The sequence below is a fragment of the Comamonas sp. BIGb0152 genome (assembly GCF_024809975.1).
In the GTDB taxonomy this organism is placed as follows: domain Bacteria; phylum Pseudomonadota; class Gammaproteobacteria; order Burkholderiales; family Burkholderiaceae_C; genus Comamonas.
In genome coordinates this window covers 234,401-250,289 of sequence record NZ_JANUDY010000001.1, presented here as the reverse complement: position 1 = coordinate 250,289, position 15,889 = coordinate 234,401, and the positions used below count along the sequence as shown (strand labels likewise).

General features: G+C 64.9%; 11 protein-coding genes and 1 pseudogene. 7 read left to right on the top strand and 5 right to left on the bottom strand.

Features of this window, described 5'->3' with window-relative positions:
* Positions 1–189: 189 nt before the first annotated feature.
* From M2375_RS01140 to M2375_RS01120, 5 genes are all read left to right on the top strand, one after another.
* Positions 190–2,334 carry a tripartite tricarboxylate transporter substrate-binding protein gene (locus M2375_RS01140; protein WP_259163419.1) on the top strand — a complete coding sequence of 715 codons (2,145 nt, stop codon included), beginning with the start codon at positions 190–192 and terminating at the stop codon, positions 2,332–2,334.
* A gap of 209 nt (positions 2,335–2,543) precedes the next feature.
* Positions 2,544–3,629, top strand: coding sequence for an acyl-CoA dehydrogenase family protein (locus M2375_RS01135; protein ID WP_259163418.1), 1,086 nt, complete (start codon positions 2,544–2,546; stop codon positions 3,627–3,629).
* Positions 3,626–4,447, top strand: coding sequence for an ABC transporter ATP-binding protein (locus M2375_RS01130; RefSeq protein ID WP_259163416.1), 822 nt, complete (start codon positions 3,626–3,628; stop codon positions 4,445–4,447). Before M2375_RS01135 ends, M2375_RS01130 begins: the two co-directional genes overlap by 4 nt.
* Before the next feature lie 40 nt (positions 4,448–4,487).
* Positions 4,488–5,708 carry an ABC transporter substrate-binding protein gene (locus M2375_RS01125; RefSeq protein ID WP_259163415.1) on the top strand — a complete coding sequence of 407 codons (1,221 nt, stop codon included), beginning with the start codon at positions 4,488–4,490 and terminating at the stop codon, positions 5,706–5,708.
* Positions 5,708–6,496: an ABC transporter permease gene (locus M2375_RS01120; RefSeq protein WP_259163948.1), complete on the top strand. Its 789-nt coding sequence runs from the start codon at positions 5,708–5,710 to the stop codon at positions 6,494–6,496. Before M2375_RS01125 ends, M2375_RS01120 begins: the two co-directional genes overlap by 1 nt.
* A 47-nt stretch (positions 6,497–6,543) precedes the next feature.
* Here M2375_RS01120 and M2375_RS22510 read toward each other — a convergent pair whose 3' ends face one another.
* From M2375_RS22510 to M2375_RS01110, 3 genes and pseudogenes are all read right to left on the bottom strand, one after another.
* Positions 6,544–7,608 carry a sensor histidine kinase gene (locus M2375_RS22510; protein WP_404979269.1) on the bottom strand — a complete coding sequence of 355 codons (1,065 nt, stop codon included), beginning with the start codon at positions 7,606–7,608 and terminating at the stop codon, positions 6,544–6,546.
* Positions 7,609–8,673: pseudogene (locus M2375_RS22505) on the bottom strand (GGDEF domain-containing protein); the annotation flags it as partial.
* A gap of 135 nt (positions 8,674–8,808) precedes the next feature.
* Entirely contained in the window at positions 8,809–9,648 is an 840-nt protein-coding gene (locus M2375_RS01110; protein ID WP_259163413.1) for a response regulator, read from the bottom strand.
* A gap of 514 nt (positions 9,649–10,162) precedes the next feature.
* Here M2375_RS01110 and M2375_RS01105 point away from each other — a divergent pair.
* Together M2375_RS01105 and M2375_RS01100 are read left to right on the top strand one after the other, a co-directional pair.
* Positions 10,163–12,400 (top strand): IPTL-CTERM sorting domain-containing protein, encoded by a 2,238-nt coding sequence (locus M2375_RS01105; RefSeq protein ID WP_259163412.1) that lies wholly within the window; start codon positions 10,163–10,165, stop codon positions 12,398–12,400.
* A 192-nt stretch (positions 12,401–12,592) separates the two neighbouring features.
* Entirely contained in the window at positions 12,593–14,185 is a 1,593-nt protein-coding gene (locus tag M2375_RS01100; RefSeq protein WP_259163411.1) for a THxN family PEP-CTERM protein, read from the top strand.
* Between the two features lie 101 nt (positions 14,186–14,286).
* On the opposite strand, the gene M2375_RS01095 is transcribed toward M2375_RS01100, so the two are convergent.
* Together M2375_RS01095 and M2375_RS01090 are read right to left on the bottom strand one after the other, a co-directional pair.
* On the bottom strand, positions 14,287–15,492 hold the full coding sequence (locus tag M2375_RS01095; protein ID WP_259163410.1) for a low temperature requirement protein A: 1,206 nt from the start codon (positions 15,490–15,492) through the stop codon (positions 14,287–14,289).
* An 18-nt stretch (positions 15,493–15,510) separates the two neighbouring features.
* Positions 15,511–15,780 (bottom strand): hypothetical protein, encoded by a 270-nt coding sequence (locus M2375_RS01090; protein WP_259163409.1) that lies wholly within the window; start codon positions 15,778–15,780, stop codon positions 15,511–15,513.
* Positions 15,781–15,889: the final 109 nt, after the last annotated feature.

Here is a 15,889-nt window from a genome sequence, read left to right as displayed (position 1 = left end):
AGCGGAGGGCGCAGCGCCACCCAGGGTTTTTTCTGGGCCAGGCCGCTGGCGGGTTGGCGCAAAAAAAGGGGATACTTTGGCGCTGTATCCCCTTTAGTCCTTGGCTTGCATGCTCTTTCTTCTGCATTCCTCTAGCGTCGGCATACCGCAGCAGCTTTCCGCGCCCAGGCTGCTGGCCTGGGGCTGGGTATGAAACCCTTGCAAATCCTGCGCGCTTGGCGGTGGCTGCTGGCGCTCAGCCTCACCCTGGCCAGCGCCCAGGCTGCACCGCCTGCCTACCAGGATCTGTACGCCCACCCCGAGCAGGCCATGCCGGTGCAGCAGCACTGGCAGTTGCAACCCGTGTCTGCGCCTGAGGCGCGGTGGGCCGATATCTTCATGTTCGAGACCCGCTTCGATCCCCGGTTGATGGACCGCGTGCGCTGGCTCAGCCTGAACCCCGGCCAGAACGCCGGCTTGTCGCCGGCCTTGTTCGATGCCTTGGAGGGGCGCACGCTGTTCCTGTCCCCTGCAGCGCGCAGCTTGTGTGGTGGCCGCTGGCAGGTGGTACGGGTGGAATCCATCAGTAACTCCAGCGTCAACAACAGCTTGCAGCCTGCCACCAAGGTGTGGCTGGTGCAGTACAAACCCAACGGCAAGCTGGAAGCCACCACCGCTTACGGGCGTGTGGATGCGCAAGGCGACTGGGCGGTGCCGCCGCTGACCTGCGATGGCCGCACCACGAACGCGGTGTATTCCGCCGATGCTGTGGCCTATCTGATGCCGGGCGATGCCAAGCCCTTGGCCTCGGACCTCAGGCTGGATCTGGTGTTTGCACAGCCGGGCCTGCGCGATGCCCGGGGCCGCTGGCTGGCGCCCGTACCGCCCAGCGATATCACCACCGCGCAGTGGATGGACTACAAAAAGCAGATCGTCACACCGGGCTCGACCGGCTCGGGCCTGATCGATCCGCAAGGGCGCATGGTGATTCCATTCATCTTTGGCGATTTGCCCGACGCGACGGCGCAGCGCCGCATCCAGCTGTGCAGCAACGCCGGGCTGCGTTTGCTGCGCGACGCCCGGACGCCCCGGGTGTGCCGCTGGCAGCGCCTGCAGCGCAGCCAGGGCGGGGCTGCACTGCGGCCCGCCGTGGATGCGGCGAGCGGGCGATGGGGCTACCAGAATGCGCGCGGCCAATGGGTGATTGCGCCGCAGTTCCATGAGGCGCGCCGGTTTCGCCATGGCTACGCGGTGGTGTCGGCGCTGTTTGCCGAGGACTGGCGCCCGCCCGGCTGGCAAGACGAGTGGCCGATGATCCGGCAGTACTGGCGCATGGGCCGGTACTGGGTGGCTGAGGCGCTGGTGCGCAACGCATCGACCTCTGGCGAGTGGGCCCTGCGCGTTGGCCTGATGAACGATGCCGGGCAGTGGCTGGCGCCGCTGCCGCAGTACCCGCTGCAGATTACGGTGCCGTCCCCAGCCGGCGGCCGCAATGGCCTTTATGCCCAGATGCTGGCGGCGCACTTGCCACCGCTGCTGGGCCGCAACGTGGAGATCAAGCATCTGCCCGATGCCAGCGTGGCCGACTACGACCGGGTGGCCGCGCAAGGCGGCGACCGCCAGGTCCTGTTCACCGCCATGACCCTTCCGCGCGGCGGCATTCCAGGCTTGCACCAAGGGCCGCCGATTGATGTGGCGTTGCGATCGCTGCTGCCGGTGACCTTGGTCGCGTCGCAGCCCTTGGTGTTGGCCATCGACAGCACACAAGCCGAGTCGCTGGGCATTGACAGCACCGACGCGATGCTGGCCTATGCAAGAGCGAATCCGGGCCGCCTGCGGGTGGGAACGGGGGACGATGGCTGGATCGGGCAGCTGGCGTTTGCCGAGCTGGTGGCGCGCAGCGGTGTTGACATGGCGCGCGTGGTCTTCCCCGGCAGGTACCCCGACTCCGATGTGGTGACGAAGGCGCATGCGGTGGAGCTGGTGTTGGCCCCTGTCAATGGCGTGGCCACGGCGGTGCGGCGCGGCCAGCTGCGGGTGCTGGGCACCACGGCCGACCCGGCCCATCCGCAAAGCCTGGATGGGGTCACCTGGCCCACGCTGGGCTCCCATGCGTCCCTGGCGGGTTTGGCGGTCTACGACCACTTCATCCTCTGGGCAGCGGCCAACGCCGACGCCGCTGCCAACCGCGAACTGCAGCAGGCCGTGGCCCAGCTGCTGGCCCGGCCCGAGGTCAAAAAGCAGCTGCAAGACATCCAGGCCGTGGGCGGTGGCGGTGCGCCCGAGAGCCTGCTGGCGCTGGAGGCGCAGATGCGCGAGCAATGGTTGCGCGCCCAGGCCTTGACGGAGCGTTGAGTGTGATGGGCCTGCGATTGGTCAAATAGGCTTATAAGGCAGTTGCGTTAGACTGCTGCATCCTCGCGCGGGGCCTGCCCGCGCTCCCACCATGACTTTTTGCCGGTCCGGCGACTGACCATGCGACGGGTGCTCTCCAACCGCTTTCTGCTGCGGGCTGGCTGGGGCAGCCGGTGTGTCTGAGACGACCGTGCTGGCCCCCAAACACGATGAGCACTTCCCGCCCCTTGCTGACCGACAGCGCAAGAACCGATATCGCGCAGCGTGCCTATGCGCTGGACACCCAGGCCGAATTGGCCAGCACTGTGCTGCCGATGCTGGCCCACCATGACCTGCTGCGCACCGGCCTGCCAGCTGCGCAAGGCGGCCATGGCGGCGATGTGCGCGATGCCATTGCGGCGATCGCCGAGGTGGCCAGCCTGTCGCTGACGACGGCCTTTGTGTTCTGGAGCCAGCGCGCCTTTATCCACTACCTGCAGGCCAGCGGCAACGATGCCGCGCGCGAGCGCTGGTGGGGGCCTTTGCTGCGCGGCGAGATCGCGGGCGCGGTGGGCCTGTCCAATGTCATCAAGTTTCTCTCGCGCATCGAGGCCTTGCAGGTGCAGGCCAAGCCGGTGGCGCAGGGCTGGTGCCTGGATGGCGTCCTGCCTTGGGTGTCGAACGTGCGCACGCAGGGCTTTGTAGTCGCTGCTGCCGTGCAGCCCGAAGGCGGTGGCCTGCCGATGGTGGTGGCGCTGGAGAGCGGCCTGCCGGGCCTGCTGCGTTCTCCCGATCTGGACCTGCTGGGCATGCGGGCCAGCAACACGGCCGCGCTGCAGCTGAACCAGGTGACGGTGCCCGCCCAGGCCCTGCTGGCGCAGGCCGGCCCGCCGTACCTGAAGGCGGCACGGCCGGGCTTTTTGGGCATGCAATGTGCGTTGTCCATCGGCCTGGCGCGGGCCGCGTTGCAGGCTGCTGCCCAGGGTGGCGGAGCGCGTGGCCTCTTGCACAGCCGCGTGACCGAGGCCCAGCAGACGCTGGGCCAGATCGAAGCGGGCGTTTTGGAAGGCGTGCAGGACCAGCGCTGGGTGGCCGATGTGACGCCCTTGTTTGCGCTGCGCATGCGCCTGGCCGCGCTGGTGCAAGAGGCCTTGCAGCTGGAGCTGCAGGCGACCGGCGGCCGCGCCTATCTGCAAGACCAGCAGCCCGATTTTGGCCGCCGCTGGCGCGAATCGGCGTTTATCCCCATCGTCACGCCCAGCCTGACGCAGCTCGAAGGCGAGCTGGCACAACATACCGCGCAGGTGACGGCATGACGGCAACGCCCCCATCAACCCAGGCCTTGCAGGGGCGGGGTCTGCGCTATGGCTACCGCGCCAGCCAACCGGTGTTTGCCGGTATCGACATCGATATCGACAGCCAGGAGATTGTGGCCCTGCTGGGCGGCAGCGGCTGCGGCAAATCGACCCTGCTGCGCACCTTGGCGGGGCTGCAGCCGCCCGATGCGGGAACCCTGCAGTTTCTGGACGCGCCTTTGCGGGCGCCGCACCCGCGCGCGGCCGTGGTGTTCCAGCAAGCGAGCCTGCTGCCCTGGCTGACTGTGCAGGACAACGTGGCCTTTGGCCTGGACTTCAAGCACCAGCCCAAGGCCACGCAACCGGTGATTGCGCAGCGCGTGCAGGCCAGCATCGAGGCCGTGGGCCTGCGCGGCAAGGAAAAGCTGTTCCCCGCTCAGCTCTCGGGCGGCATGGCCCAGCGTGCGGCGCTGGCCCGTGCGCTGGCGCGCGAGCCGCGTCTGCTGCTGGCCGATGAGCCTTTCTCGGCGCTGGATGTGCTCACCCGCAGTGACATGCAGGCCCTGCTGGTAGAGGTGGTGCACCGCTGGCATACCGCAGCGCTCTTGGTCACCCATGACATCGACGAGGCCTTGCTGGTGGCAGACCGCGTACTGCTGATGGGCAGCACGCCCGATGTGCAGGCGGGTACCGGCCGCATTGTGCAGAGCTGGCGCATCGACATTCCCCACCCCCGGCGCATGGACGACGAGCGCATTGCGGCCATGCGGCTGCAGATTTTGCATGCGCTCCAGGCATTGCGCAGCCCAGTGGCCAGTCCCCCAGACAGCCCAGTTTGAAGTCACCGACAGCGAAACATTACAGACGAGGAAAAAACCCATGGCTTACCAACACATCTGCACATCCAGCCACTGCGACTGCGGCATCAGCCGCCGCGACTGGCTGCGTATTGCGGCGATCAGCGGTGCGGCCGCCACGCCGCTGCTGCGCGCGGGCGATGCCTTCGCACAAAAATTCAAGGGCGACGATGTGCCCGTGCGCATCGGCTACCTGGCGATCACTGATGCCACGCCATTCTTTGTGGCGCACAGCCGCAAGCTGTTTGAGGCCGAAGGTTTGCAGGCGGAAAAGCCGCGCCTGTTCCGCAGCTGGGCGCAGCTCATCGAGGCCTTTATTGCCGGCCAGGTGAATGTGGTGCACTTGCTGTCACCCACCACCTTGTCGGTGCGCTATGGCTCCAAGTTTGGCGCCAAGGTGGTGGCCTGGAACCATATGAGCGGTTCTGCCATTACCGTCGCTCCAAACGTCAACAGCGTGGCCGATCTGGCCGGCACCACGTTTGCGATTCCGTTCTGGTACTCGATCCACAACATCCTCATCCAGCAGGTGCTGCGCAAGAACGGCCTCACGCCCGTCACCAAGCCCAAGGGCACGGCGCTGGGCGCCAAAGAGGTGAACCTGGTCATCGTGCCGCCGGCCGAGATGGTGGCGGCACTGGCCTCCAAGTCAGTGTCGGGCTTTATCGTGGCCGACCCCTTCAATGCGGTGGCCGAGACCCTGGGTGTGGGCAAGGTGGCGCGCTTCCTGGGCGATATCTGGAAGGACCACGCCTGCTGCTTGGTGACCCTGTCCGAGCGTGACATTGCCGAGCGCCCCGAATGGGCGCAGCGCGTGACCACCGCCATCGTCAAGGCGCAGCTGTGGACGCGCGACCACATGGGCGAGACGGCCGAGCTGATGTCCAAGGACGGCGCCAACAAGTACACGCCGCACCCGCTGCCGGTGCTGCAAAAGGTGTTTGACCTGAAGGACTTTGAGCAATACCGCGCCAAGGGAGTGCTGCAGCACCCCGAGTGGAACCAGCGCCGCATCGACTTCCAGCCCTATCCCTTCCCCAGCTATACGCAGGAGCTGGTCAAGGCCATGCAGGGCACCTTGATGGAAGGCAATGTGGACTTTATCCGCGAGCTGGACCCGGCCTTTGCGGCCAAGGACCTGGTCGATGACCGCTTCGTCAAGCAGGCGCTCAGCCAGGTCGGCGGCCTCAAGGCCTTTGGCCATGCGGATGACTTCAGCCGCAAGGAAGTGATCGCCGCATGATGGCTGATGCCAAGCCAGGTGCTGGCAAAGGCAGCGCCTGGGTGGGACGCCTGGCCTGGCCGCTGCTGGGCATGGCCATCACCCTGGGGCTGTGGGCCGTGGCCGCCCGGTATATCTCCGACGTGGATGTCATCCGCTCGGCCTTTGCGCCGCAAGCGGGCTTGAAGGCATTGCTGCATCTGCTGGGCAGTGGCGAGCTGTGGCCGCACATCAGCACCAGCTTGCAGCGCATAGCCATTGCCTTGGTGCTGGCACTGTCCATCGGTGTGCCGCTGGGCCTGTGCCTGGGGCTGTCGCCACTGTTTGCGCGCATCAGCGGGCCGACCTTCCAGTTTTTGCGCATGGTCTCGCCCTTGTCCTGGATGCCGCTGGCGGTGATGGCGCTGGGCGTGGGCGAGGCACCGGTGATTTTTCTGCTGGCCTTTGCCACCGTCTGGCCCATCATGCTCAACACCGCTGCCGGTGTGGCCGCGCTGGACCCGGCCTGGATGCGGCTGGCGCACAGCCTCTCGGCCACGCGTTGGGAGACCATTGCCCGGGTGGTGCTGCCCGGTTGCATCAGCCATATCCTGACCGGCTTTAGGCTGGCGGTGGGCATTGGCTGGATTGTGCTGGTGCCTGCGGAGATGCTGGGCGTCTCCAGCGGCCTGGGCTATTTTGTGCTGGACACGCGCGACCGCCTGGCCTACGACGAGCTGATGGCCGGCATCGTGGTCATCGGCTGCCTGGGCTTTGTGCTCGATTGGCTGGCCCGCACGGTCAGCAGCCACTGGCTGCAGCGGGGCTGAGTACTGCGCACCCATAAGCGCCGCTGAGACGGCTTAGCGCCATGGCGCTATGGCGCTGATTGGGGCGCAGTGCCTGCGCTGCCGCTGCCTTTGCTGTGCAGCGCCAAGCTGCGGATGCCCGCAAAGTCAAACTGCTCCAGCCGGTCCAGCAGCGCTGCGGTAAAGGCCGCATGGGCCGTGCCGTTGGCATGGTGGTTGATCCAGCCCTCGATGTCGGTCAGGCGGCCATGCAGGGCCAGCTCGGCGAGTTCATCCAGCGCAGCATCGCCGGGTGGGGCGACCGCCGCCACGGTGGCCACGGCAGGGCGGGCCGGCTGTCCCGGCCATCCGCCTGCCGCTGGGGGGCCGCTGGCAGGCGCTGCGCCGCTGCCATCGATGACCGGTACATCAAGCTCGAAGGAAAAGGTCGTGCCCTGGCCGGCGGTGCTGCTGACCTCCAGGCTGCCACCCATGGCCATCAGGATGCGTTGCGAGATGAACAGCCCCAGGCCGGTGCTGCCGCCCTCGGCCTGGATCTGCTGGAAGGCGTCAAAGATATCGGGCTTTTGGGCCAGGTCGATGCCAATGCCGGTGTCGCTCACGGAAATGTGAAGCACACAGAACTCCCCCTCCTGCCGGGCGTTGACCGTCAGGGTCACCACGCCATCGCGCGTGAACTTGGCCGCATTGGAGACCAGGTTCAGCAGCACCTGTTGCAGGCGCTTGCCATCCATCGCGATGCGGCGGGGCAGGGCGCCACTGACGTGGCAGTGGAAGTGGTTGTTCTGCTGCGCGCACAGCGAGACGGCGTAGTCAGAGATGTCATCGAGCAGCGCCTGCAGATCGATGGGGGCGGGGCGCACGGCCAGCGGCTGCAGCTCGGACTTGGCGTACTCCAGCAGCTCATCGATCAGGTCGAGCTGGTATTTGACGCTGCGCTGGATGGTCTTGACCAGCCCTTGCTGCTTGGGCGGCGCATCGGCCAGCAAGAGTTCGGAGTAGCCCTTGATCGTGGCCAGTGGCGCGCGCAGATCATGGCCGATGTAGCCCAGCACCTCGACCTTCTGCCGCTCCTTGGTCTGGGCATCGCTCAGCGCCGTGCTCAGGTTGGCATTCAAAGCCGAGGTCAGCATGGCGGCGTATTTCTCATCCTGGCGGCGCACCACCATCTGGCCCAGGATATGGCAGGACAGCAAGATCAGCACGGTGCCGACGGCGGCCACCAGAACCGCCGTCCACAGGTGCTGCTCACGGATGGCGGCCAAGGGCTCCAGCGATGCCAAGGTCAGCAGCTGGTAATGCGTATTGTTGAGCGGCTGGCGCTTCATCACATAGGGCTTGCCATCCACCAGCCATTGGTCGGCAATGCCGTTGGCTGCCACCGGGTGGATGTCCATCGCATCTCCCAGCGCCTCGCCATCGTCGTCGTCCGAGGGGTGCAGCACGCCGGCTGGCAGCATCGCGGCCACATTGCGCAGCATGAAGGGCTCGGACGAGCTGGTCGTCACGCGTCCCTGGCGGTTGACGATCAGCGCAATATGCCTGCCCGTCAGGTAGTGGGCCATATCGGGCGCATCGAACTTGACGGTGACGGAGCCCTGCACCTCGTCGTTGGCATCGTCAATGCGGCTGGCCACAAAATACGAGGGGGTCTTGTTGATGCGTGCAATGCCAAAGGAATGGCCGCTGCCGTCGCGCAAGGCGTTGTTCAGGTAAATGCGCCCCGCGTAAATCATGCCCACGATGCTGTCCGGAGCCGCCCAGTTGCTGGCCGTGACGGTGTCGTCAGACAGGTTGTTCTGGTAGATGCGGGCATAGCGCAGGTCGCTGGCCAGCGCGTCCATGAAGTCACCCACCTTGCGCACCAGCGGGTCCGTGGTGAACTGTGCGGCTCGCTGCTGGCGGGTCAGCGCCTCAGCACCGGGCTGGTCCTCGCGGTAGCGGGTGGCGAGTTGGATCACCTGGCTCTGGCTGGCCACCATGTTGGCGACGCTCACCATCTGGGTAAAAAGCCGGTCCACCACGCGGGCGGTGGTCTCGGCCTCGTAGGCGGCGCTCGATGCCTGGCTCTGGCTCCACTGGGTGGCCACGCGCTGCGATATCCACCAGCCCAAAGCGGCAACCAGGCACAGCCAGAAAAGCACCAATGCAGCGGTGGCTCTGCGCACCAGGGGCAGCATCTCCCGTCCGCGTTTCATAGTGGGTGGCGGGGCTATGCCCGTCTTGCCACGGCCGGAATCGGTGGGCTGCGCACTGGTGTCGAGGGTGACCATTGGTTGATGTCTGAAATCAAGCTGCCGGCAGAACAGGGCAGGGCCCTGGTGGCACAGCGCTCATTGGAATTTGGATGCCACCAGGTTTTGCAGCACTTGCGGATCGGCCTGGCATTCGCTGCGCAGCTGGGTGGGCGATTTCTGCCAGAATTTTTTGAACTCGGTGGAGAAGTTGGCGGAGTTCAGATAGCCCACCTCAAGCGCCACATCGGCAATGCTCAAGGTGCTTTGCGCCAGCATCAGTGCGGCCCGCCGCATGCGTTCCTGGCGGATGAATTCAAAGGCCGACAGGCCATCACAGGCTTCAAACACCATGTTCAGGCGGCGCATGGACAGGCCCAGACTTTGTGCCACGTCTGAGCTCTTGAGCGAGGGATCATTGATGTGGCTCAGAATGAATTCGGTGGCCACTTGCTTGAGCGTGAGATTGGCCGGTGACCGGCTCAAAGGCTGCACCGCTTGGTCAGCCAGTGCCGGGTGCTTGTCGTCTTGGGCAGGCCGCGCCTGGTGCTGGGCGAGTGTGAGGTGGATGCGAATGCGCTCCTGGATCTCTTCCACATAAAACGGCTTGGTGATGTAGTCCACGCCACCGGCCCGCAACCCGGACAGCCGGTCTTCCTGCGCGACCAAGGCGGACAGAAAAATGATCGGAATATGCTGGGTGGCAGGGTTGGTTTTGAGCAGGCGCGCAATCGTGATGCCATTGCGTCCGGGCATGCGCATATCCAGCAAGATCAGGTCGGGCAGCAAGACGGCGGCTCTCGCATAGCCCTGGTCTCCATTGAGCGCGACGCTCACCCGGAATGCGGTGTTGCGCAGTGCTGCCACCAGCAGGCGAAGCTGGTCGGGATCGTCGTCCACGATCAATACATGTGGCGACTGGATTTCACCATTGCTCATAGGTTTTGCGGGCCCTTGTTTGCCTGTAACGGTTGTGAATTGTCACACATGCAAAGCATTTTGCTTGTCGTTTGCGTGGGGTCGAAACCGGGATCTGAACCGCGTTGTAGCCGGTTTTGCAGAGGCAACAGACAGGCCTTGAAGACCCTGTGGCAGCGCAAGCGGACCGGCCGGCGCTGCGGGCGGAAAAGCCCGCAAACGCGCATGAAACCTAGGATGTTGTCTGCGCCATTCGCTGCCGCCACTGGGGCTGGGCGGGGTGGTCGATGCGGCTGATGGCCGGCGCCATCGGCCCCGGGCCACAGAGAAAAACCGGGTGGAAACACCGTGCTGCGCTGTTGTAGCCATGCCTGCTTTTTAGAAATTTCTTGGGTAATGAAGCAAATCCAAAAAATTTATAAAAAAACCAAATAACTAATTTTGTTACGTATGTACAAATCCTCTGAGAGTTTTTCTACGCCCCCCGCATGGGCGGTGGGACGCGCCGATGAATCGCAACTGGAGGTTTTGAAAAATGGCAAATTTATCTGGGATGGATGGGGCAGTGGACCGCCGCAAGATGCACAAAGGCCCAAAGACGCCCAAGGTGCTGAAAGCCTTGCCGGCAGCGCTGCTGGCCTGGTCTTGCATGCTGGGCATGGCCCAGGCCGCCGTGTATGCCCCCGACAACTTTGCCAATGCAGGCGGCAGCAATCTGGAGACCATGGTCATGGTCAAGGATGGCAGCGGCCGCGTGGTGATTGGCGGCCTGTTCAACACCGTGGAAGGCCAGGCTGGCTACCAGGGCGTGGCGCGCTTCAATACCGATGATTCGCTCGATACCGACTTCAAGGTGGCAACCAATGCATTCGTCAAGGCCCTTGCGGTGCAGCCCGATGGCAAGCTCTTGATCGGTGGCGAGTTCACATCGGTGAAGCCCAAGGGTGCTGCCAGCTTCACCCCCTTCTGGGGCATTGCCCGCCTCAATGCAGATGGGACCTTGGATCCCGCCTTCCAGAACGCGCCGGCCGGATCGGTCAAGGCCAATGGCAATGTGCGCGGCATTGCGCTGCAGCCCGATGGCAAGATCATCATTGGTGGCTATTTCAACCGTGTCGATGGCTCTGTCGCCAACCGGGTCGCCCGTCTGAATGCCGACGGAACGCTCGACAGCAGCTTCAACGTGGGTACGGGCCCCAACAATGGCATTGAAGATGTCAAGCTGCAGGCGGATGGCAAGATCCTGATCTCGGGCACTTTCTCCCAGGTCAATGGCGTGAACCGCATGAGCGTGGCGCGCTTGAATGCCGATGGCTCGGTGGATACCAGCTTCGATGCCGGCCAGTCGATTGCTGGTCGCAACGGCGCATGGGATGGTTCCTGGCCCGTCTACCAGCTGGCGCTGCAGGATGACGGCAAGATTGTGTACGCCGGCGGCACGCACCGCTATGCCGATGAGATCCACTGGCGCATTGCGCGCCTGAACACCGATGGCACGGTGGACAGCAGCTTCCAGTCCTATGTCAGCTGGTGGGCCTCCTCGATCGCCCTGCAGAACGTGGGTGGCGAGCAAAAGATTGTGGTGGGCGGTGACTACAGCAGAGCGGGTGTGACCAACCCTGCAACCGGTGCGGTGGTGACCGATGCCGCGCGCCAACGCATTGCGCGTTTCAATGCCGATGGCTCGCTGGACACCGAGTTTGATACCTCCTTCAGCGCCAACAGCTGGGTCTGGAGCGTGCTGCCTAACAACGATGGCACCGTCTATCTGGGTGGCAAGTTCACCAGCGTGGCTGGCATGGCACGCCGCGGCATTGCCCGTTTGGCTGAGCTGGATCCCACCAAGCAGGCCATCAACTTCTTGGAGCCAGAGCCTGGTACCTATTCGGCGTTGAATGGCGCCTCCGTGTCCTGGAACCCCACGCCACCGACCACCAGCAGCGCGAATTTGCCGGTGACCTACACCAGCATCACCACCTCGGTGTGTACCGTGAATGCGTCGACTGGCGCAGTGACCCTGGTGACGCCGGCAGTGACGGGTCTGTGCACCATCGAAGCCAATGCGGCAGCGGGTACCCAGACGGTGGGTGGCCTGGTCTACAACGTCGACCCGGCAACGCCGGTGCGCCAAAGCATGCAGATCGATGCACCACCGGACCAGAGCATCCGCTTCCCGGAACAAACCTCGCCGCGCAATGTGGCCGCAGGGACGTTCAGCATTGACCCTGCGGCGACGGCCAGCTCGACCCTGGCGGTGAGCTACTCCAGCCTGAGTCCTTCCATCTGCACGGTATCGGGCACCACGGTAACGCCGCTCGCTGGTGGCCTGTGCACCATCGCTGCCGACCAACCTGGCGGTACTTTGGGTGCGGTGGCCTTCAATGCAGCGGCGCAGGCGACCCAGAGCGTGACGCTGCAAAGCGCACAGACCATTGCGTTCCCGGCCCAATCGGCCCACAGCGTGGTGACCGGCAGCAGCTTTGCGCTGGCACCGGCCGCAACGGCCAGCTCGGGCCTGGCGGTGAGCTACACCAGCTTGACGCCTGCCGTCTGCACGGTGACTGCAGGCTCCGTGCGCGTTTTGGCAACGGGTACCTGCACCATTGAAGCCAACCAGGAAGGCAATGACTTCTTCACGGTGGCCGAGCCGGTGAGCCAGTCGGTTGCGGTGACGGCCTTGCCGGCTGCAACGCCAGTGCCCACCCTTGGCACCTGGGCGCTGGCCATGCTGGCTGCCATGCTGGGCTTTGTCGGCTTTCGCCGCCGCGCCTGATCCTTTGCGGTCATAGGCTGGCTGTGACGAGCACTTGCCGGGTGCGCAGATTGACGAATCTGCGCGCCCAGCAAGCGCCAGCGCAGTGCAGCACTACCGTCCACAGCACGGCGCTGCTGAGCGGGTGACGCGCGTAGCCGGAGCGCCTGCGCGATCCTGGTCGATTCAGACGGATGGAAAGAGGAGAAAGCCATGCCATGCCTTCGCCCATGCTTTGCAGCCCTGGCACTATCTGGGGCCATGGCCACCGGCAGTGCCGTCGCTGCGCCGCTGGAATGGGACTACACCGTCACGGCCCAGTTTGTGACGACCGTTGGCGCCACCAGGTTCAACGGAGCGGGCCCGGGTGACGCAAACGGATGCGAACTGGTCTCCGCCACCAATATCACCTGGGGGGCTTGCCCCAACGGCGCCGCAGGTGCTGGCCGCAGCGGCATCGGCATTTCAAGCACGGCGCAGACCGGCACCCTGATGGCCAATGGCGCCGCGCAATATGCCAATGTCTACACCCACACCAACAACATCGTGGCTTCAACCTTTGCCACCTTGGCCAGTGCGACGATCAGCACCACGCTCGGTTTGAGAGCCAAAGGCAGCAGTGATCCCTACACCTATGAGAACTTCATCTACACCATCAAGTTCTCTGAAACGCCTAACGGCAGTGACCCCAGCATCTGCGTGGTACCAGGCGGCGTCCCTTGCAGCGACATCTGGGTACTCGACGGTTCGGTCAACCGCAGCGTGGTGATGAACGGCCAGGAATTCACCTTCAGCTTTTTCCCCGAGCCTGCAGCCACTCCGTTGGATCCGGCGATTTGCGAGGCCGCGGGAGCGGAGGTGGGCTGCATCGGCTTTACCACGGAGGAAGCCATGGCCAACGCGATCCCCTTCATGATGAATCTGACCCAGCTCGCCGCTGTCTCGGGCCGGGTGTATGCCGAGGGCAGCAGCCCTGCCAACACGCAAGACGATGGCAGCGGTGTTGACATGGGGGCAGCCGTGGCGGTGTCTTTGCTGTGCAGGGGCCCCGATTACAGCGCGGGCCCGATCGATACCGCATCGGATGGCAGCTTCCGCTTTGAGAATGTGCCCGCTGGGGCGGACTGCGCCATCACGACCACGCCGCCGGCCGGTTTTCAGATGGCCTACACACAACAAGGCAGCACCGGGGAGAGCGGCGCGCCTGGCGTGCTGAACACTGGCGTTGCCGGCAGCACGGCGGTGCAGACGATTGCGGTCAGCGTGCCGACCGAAGGATCGGCGGGCAACCTTTTTGCGCTGCGCGCGGTGACCAATATGCGCAGCGCCACGGTGTGTACACCAGGCACAGCGGCCGCAGGCACCACGGTCAGCTGCACGACGACTTGCAGCAATGTGGGCAGCAGCACCGCCCTGCAGGGGTTTTGCAGAATCCCCAATGCGGCCAGTTTGCCCGGTAGCCCCGCGCCCGTGTGCAGTGCGCCCGCTGATGTGCCGCCCCATGGCACGCTCAGCTGCACGCTGAACTTTGCCATGGCGGGCAGCGCCAGCATCAGCGTGCTGGGCGGCACGGGTGCGGACAATGACAGCGATGGAGGGCGTGATGCCTCTGCGGGTGACAACGCGTCGAGCGCAGCCGTCGCAACACAGGCCACTATCCCCTCCACCCCCACAACGCCCACCAGCCCGGCCAGCCCCACGCCGGTGCCTGGTCTGGGCGGCTTTGCGCTGGTTGGGCTGGCGGGCTGGGTGGGGCTTCTCGCATGGCGTCAGCAGCGGCTGTCAGCGACCAGCCGCATGCGATAGGCGGGGCTGAGACCGCAAGTGCTCTGCGCTGTGCTGCGCCCCTGCGGCGGTGGCGGCGGTGTGCAGAGGCTTTGACCGGGGCGTTTTGCGAGGGTCGTTTTCTAGTGGTGGCCCATCCCCGCGATGGCATTGCGGCGCTTGCGGGCGCTGCTGCCATAGGTGTCCCACAGCGCCACGCCCAGGATGAGCGCCGTCGTCAACCAGCCCAGCACCCACAGCTTGCAGGCCTGGCTGAGCGGCACAAGCACCAGCAGCAACAAGGCGCCCACCCAGTGCGAAGCGGGGAGCGAGCCATACACCGTCTTTTTGTAGATGGCACTGCCCCGCAGGTAGATGGCGGGCCCGGCGAGCAAGATGGCGATTTGCGGGGCTGCTGCCAGTGCAAGGGGGTGCGCTAGCACCAAGTCGTTGCCCACCGCAGAGGCGATCACGCCGGCGATCAGGAGGGCATGCACATAGTGGAAATAGGCGCCAATGCGGCCTGGATCGTCGGCGCGGGTGATGGCCTCGGTCGCATCCTTGCTGGAGGTGCCAAAGTACAGCCACCACATGGCCAGCGTGCCGACAAAGGTGGCGCCCAGGGCCATCAGCACCTGCCATTCCCAGGCCTTGGTATCTGCCAGGGTGGCGCCACTGGCCAGCAGCGTCTCGCCCAGCGCCACAATCACAAAAAGCTGGCAGCGCTCGGCCATGTGGCCACCCTCGATGGTCCAGTCCCGGGTCTGGCTGCGGCCCAGGCCTGGCAGCGCAAAGCCGAGCATGGGCGCCACATACTCGCACAGCACGGCCACCAGCCACAGCAGCAAGCGCAGCTGTGGCTCGGCCAGCGCGCCGGCCATCCAGAACAGGGCAGAAATGCAGACCCAGCCGAGCATGCGCCGGTAGTTGTGCGCCAGTGGATGCCAGGCAGGCAACTGCCACCAGATGAAGGCGCTGCGCCCCACCTGCATGGCCACGTAGGCCAGCGCAAAGACCAGTCCCCGCTCGGCGAAGGCCTGGGGAATGCTCGAGGCCATCAGCAAGCCCAGCAGCATGGTGGAAAACAGCATGCCGCGAATACGGCGCGTCTGCGGATCGAACCAGTTGGTGACCCAGCAGGTGTACTGCCAGCCCAGCCAGACGGCAAACCAGAGTACCAAGGTCTGTGCCACGCCAATGAACGTCAGCTGGTGCAGCAGCTCATGGCTGAGCTGGGTGACGGCAAACACATAGACCAGGTCAAAGAAAAGCTCTTCATAGGTCACGCGGGCGTGGTGGCCGTCACGCTGGCGCAGCAAGGGATGGGCAAAGGCGGGAGTGATAGGCATGGGAGTCCTTGGGGATTTTTATGCCTGGGACAGCACGCGGGTGATGAAGGCCGCCAGCAGCACCGGCACCATCAGCACGATGAGCAAGATCAGCGCCTCATCGCGCACGCTGTAACCCGCCTGCGTGACCCCCACCCACATATTGGTGCAAGCGATCAGCAGCCACACCGGCATGAACAGCTTGGCTGCTACCAGCATGCCCACCGTGCTGGCCGACCACAGCCAGCCAAACAGCACAAACACCCCGAGCAGCAGCAGGCCACCGCCCATCACCATCAGTACATGCATATCGACACTCTCCAGCGTTGGGTAAAAAAGACGCGGCTGCTGCACCGCAAGGGCGGCACTGCAAAGCCTTCGCTGCAGGGAGCGAGGCAGGGATCGCCCCCAGGCGGCG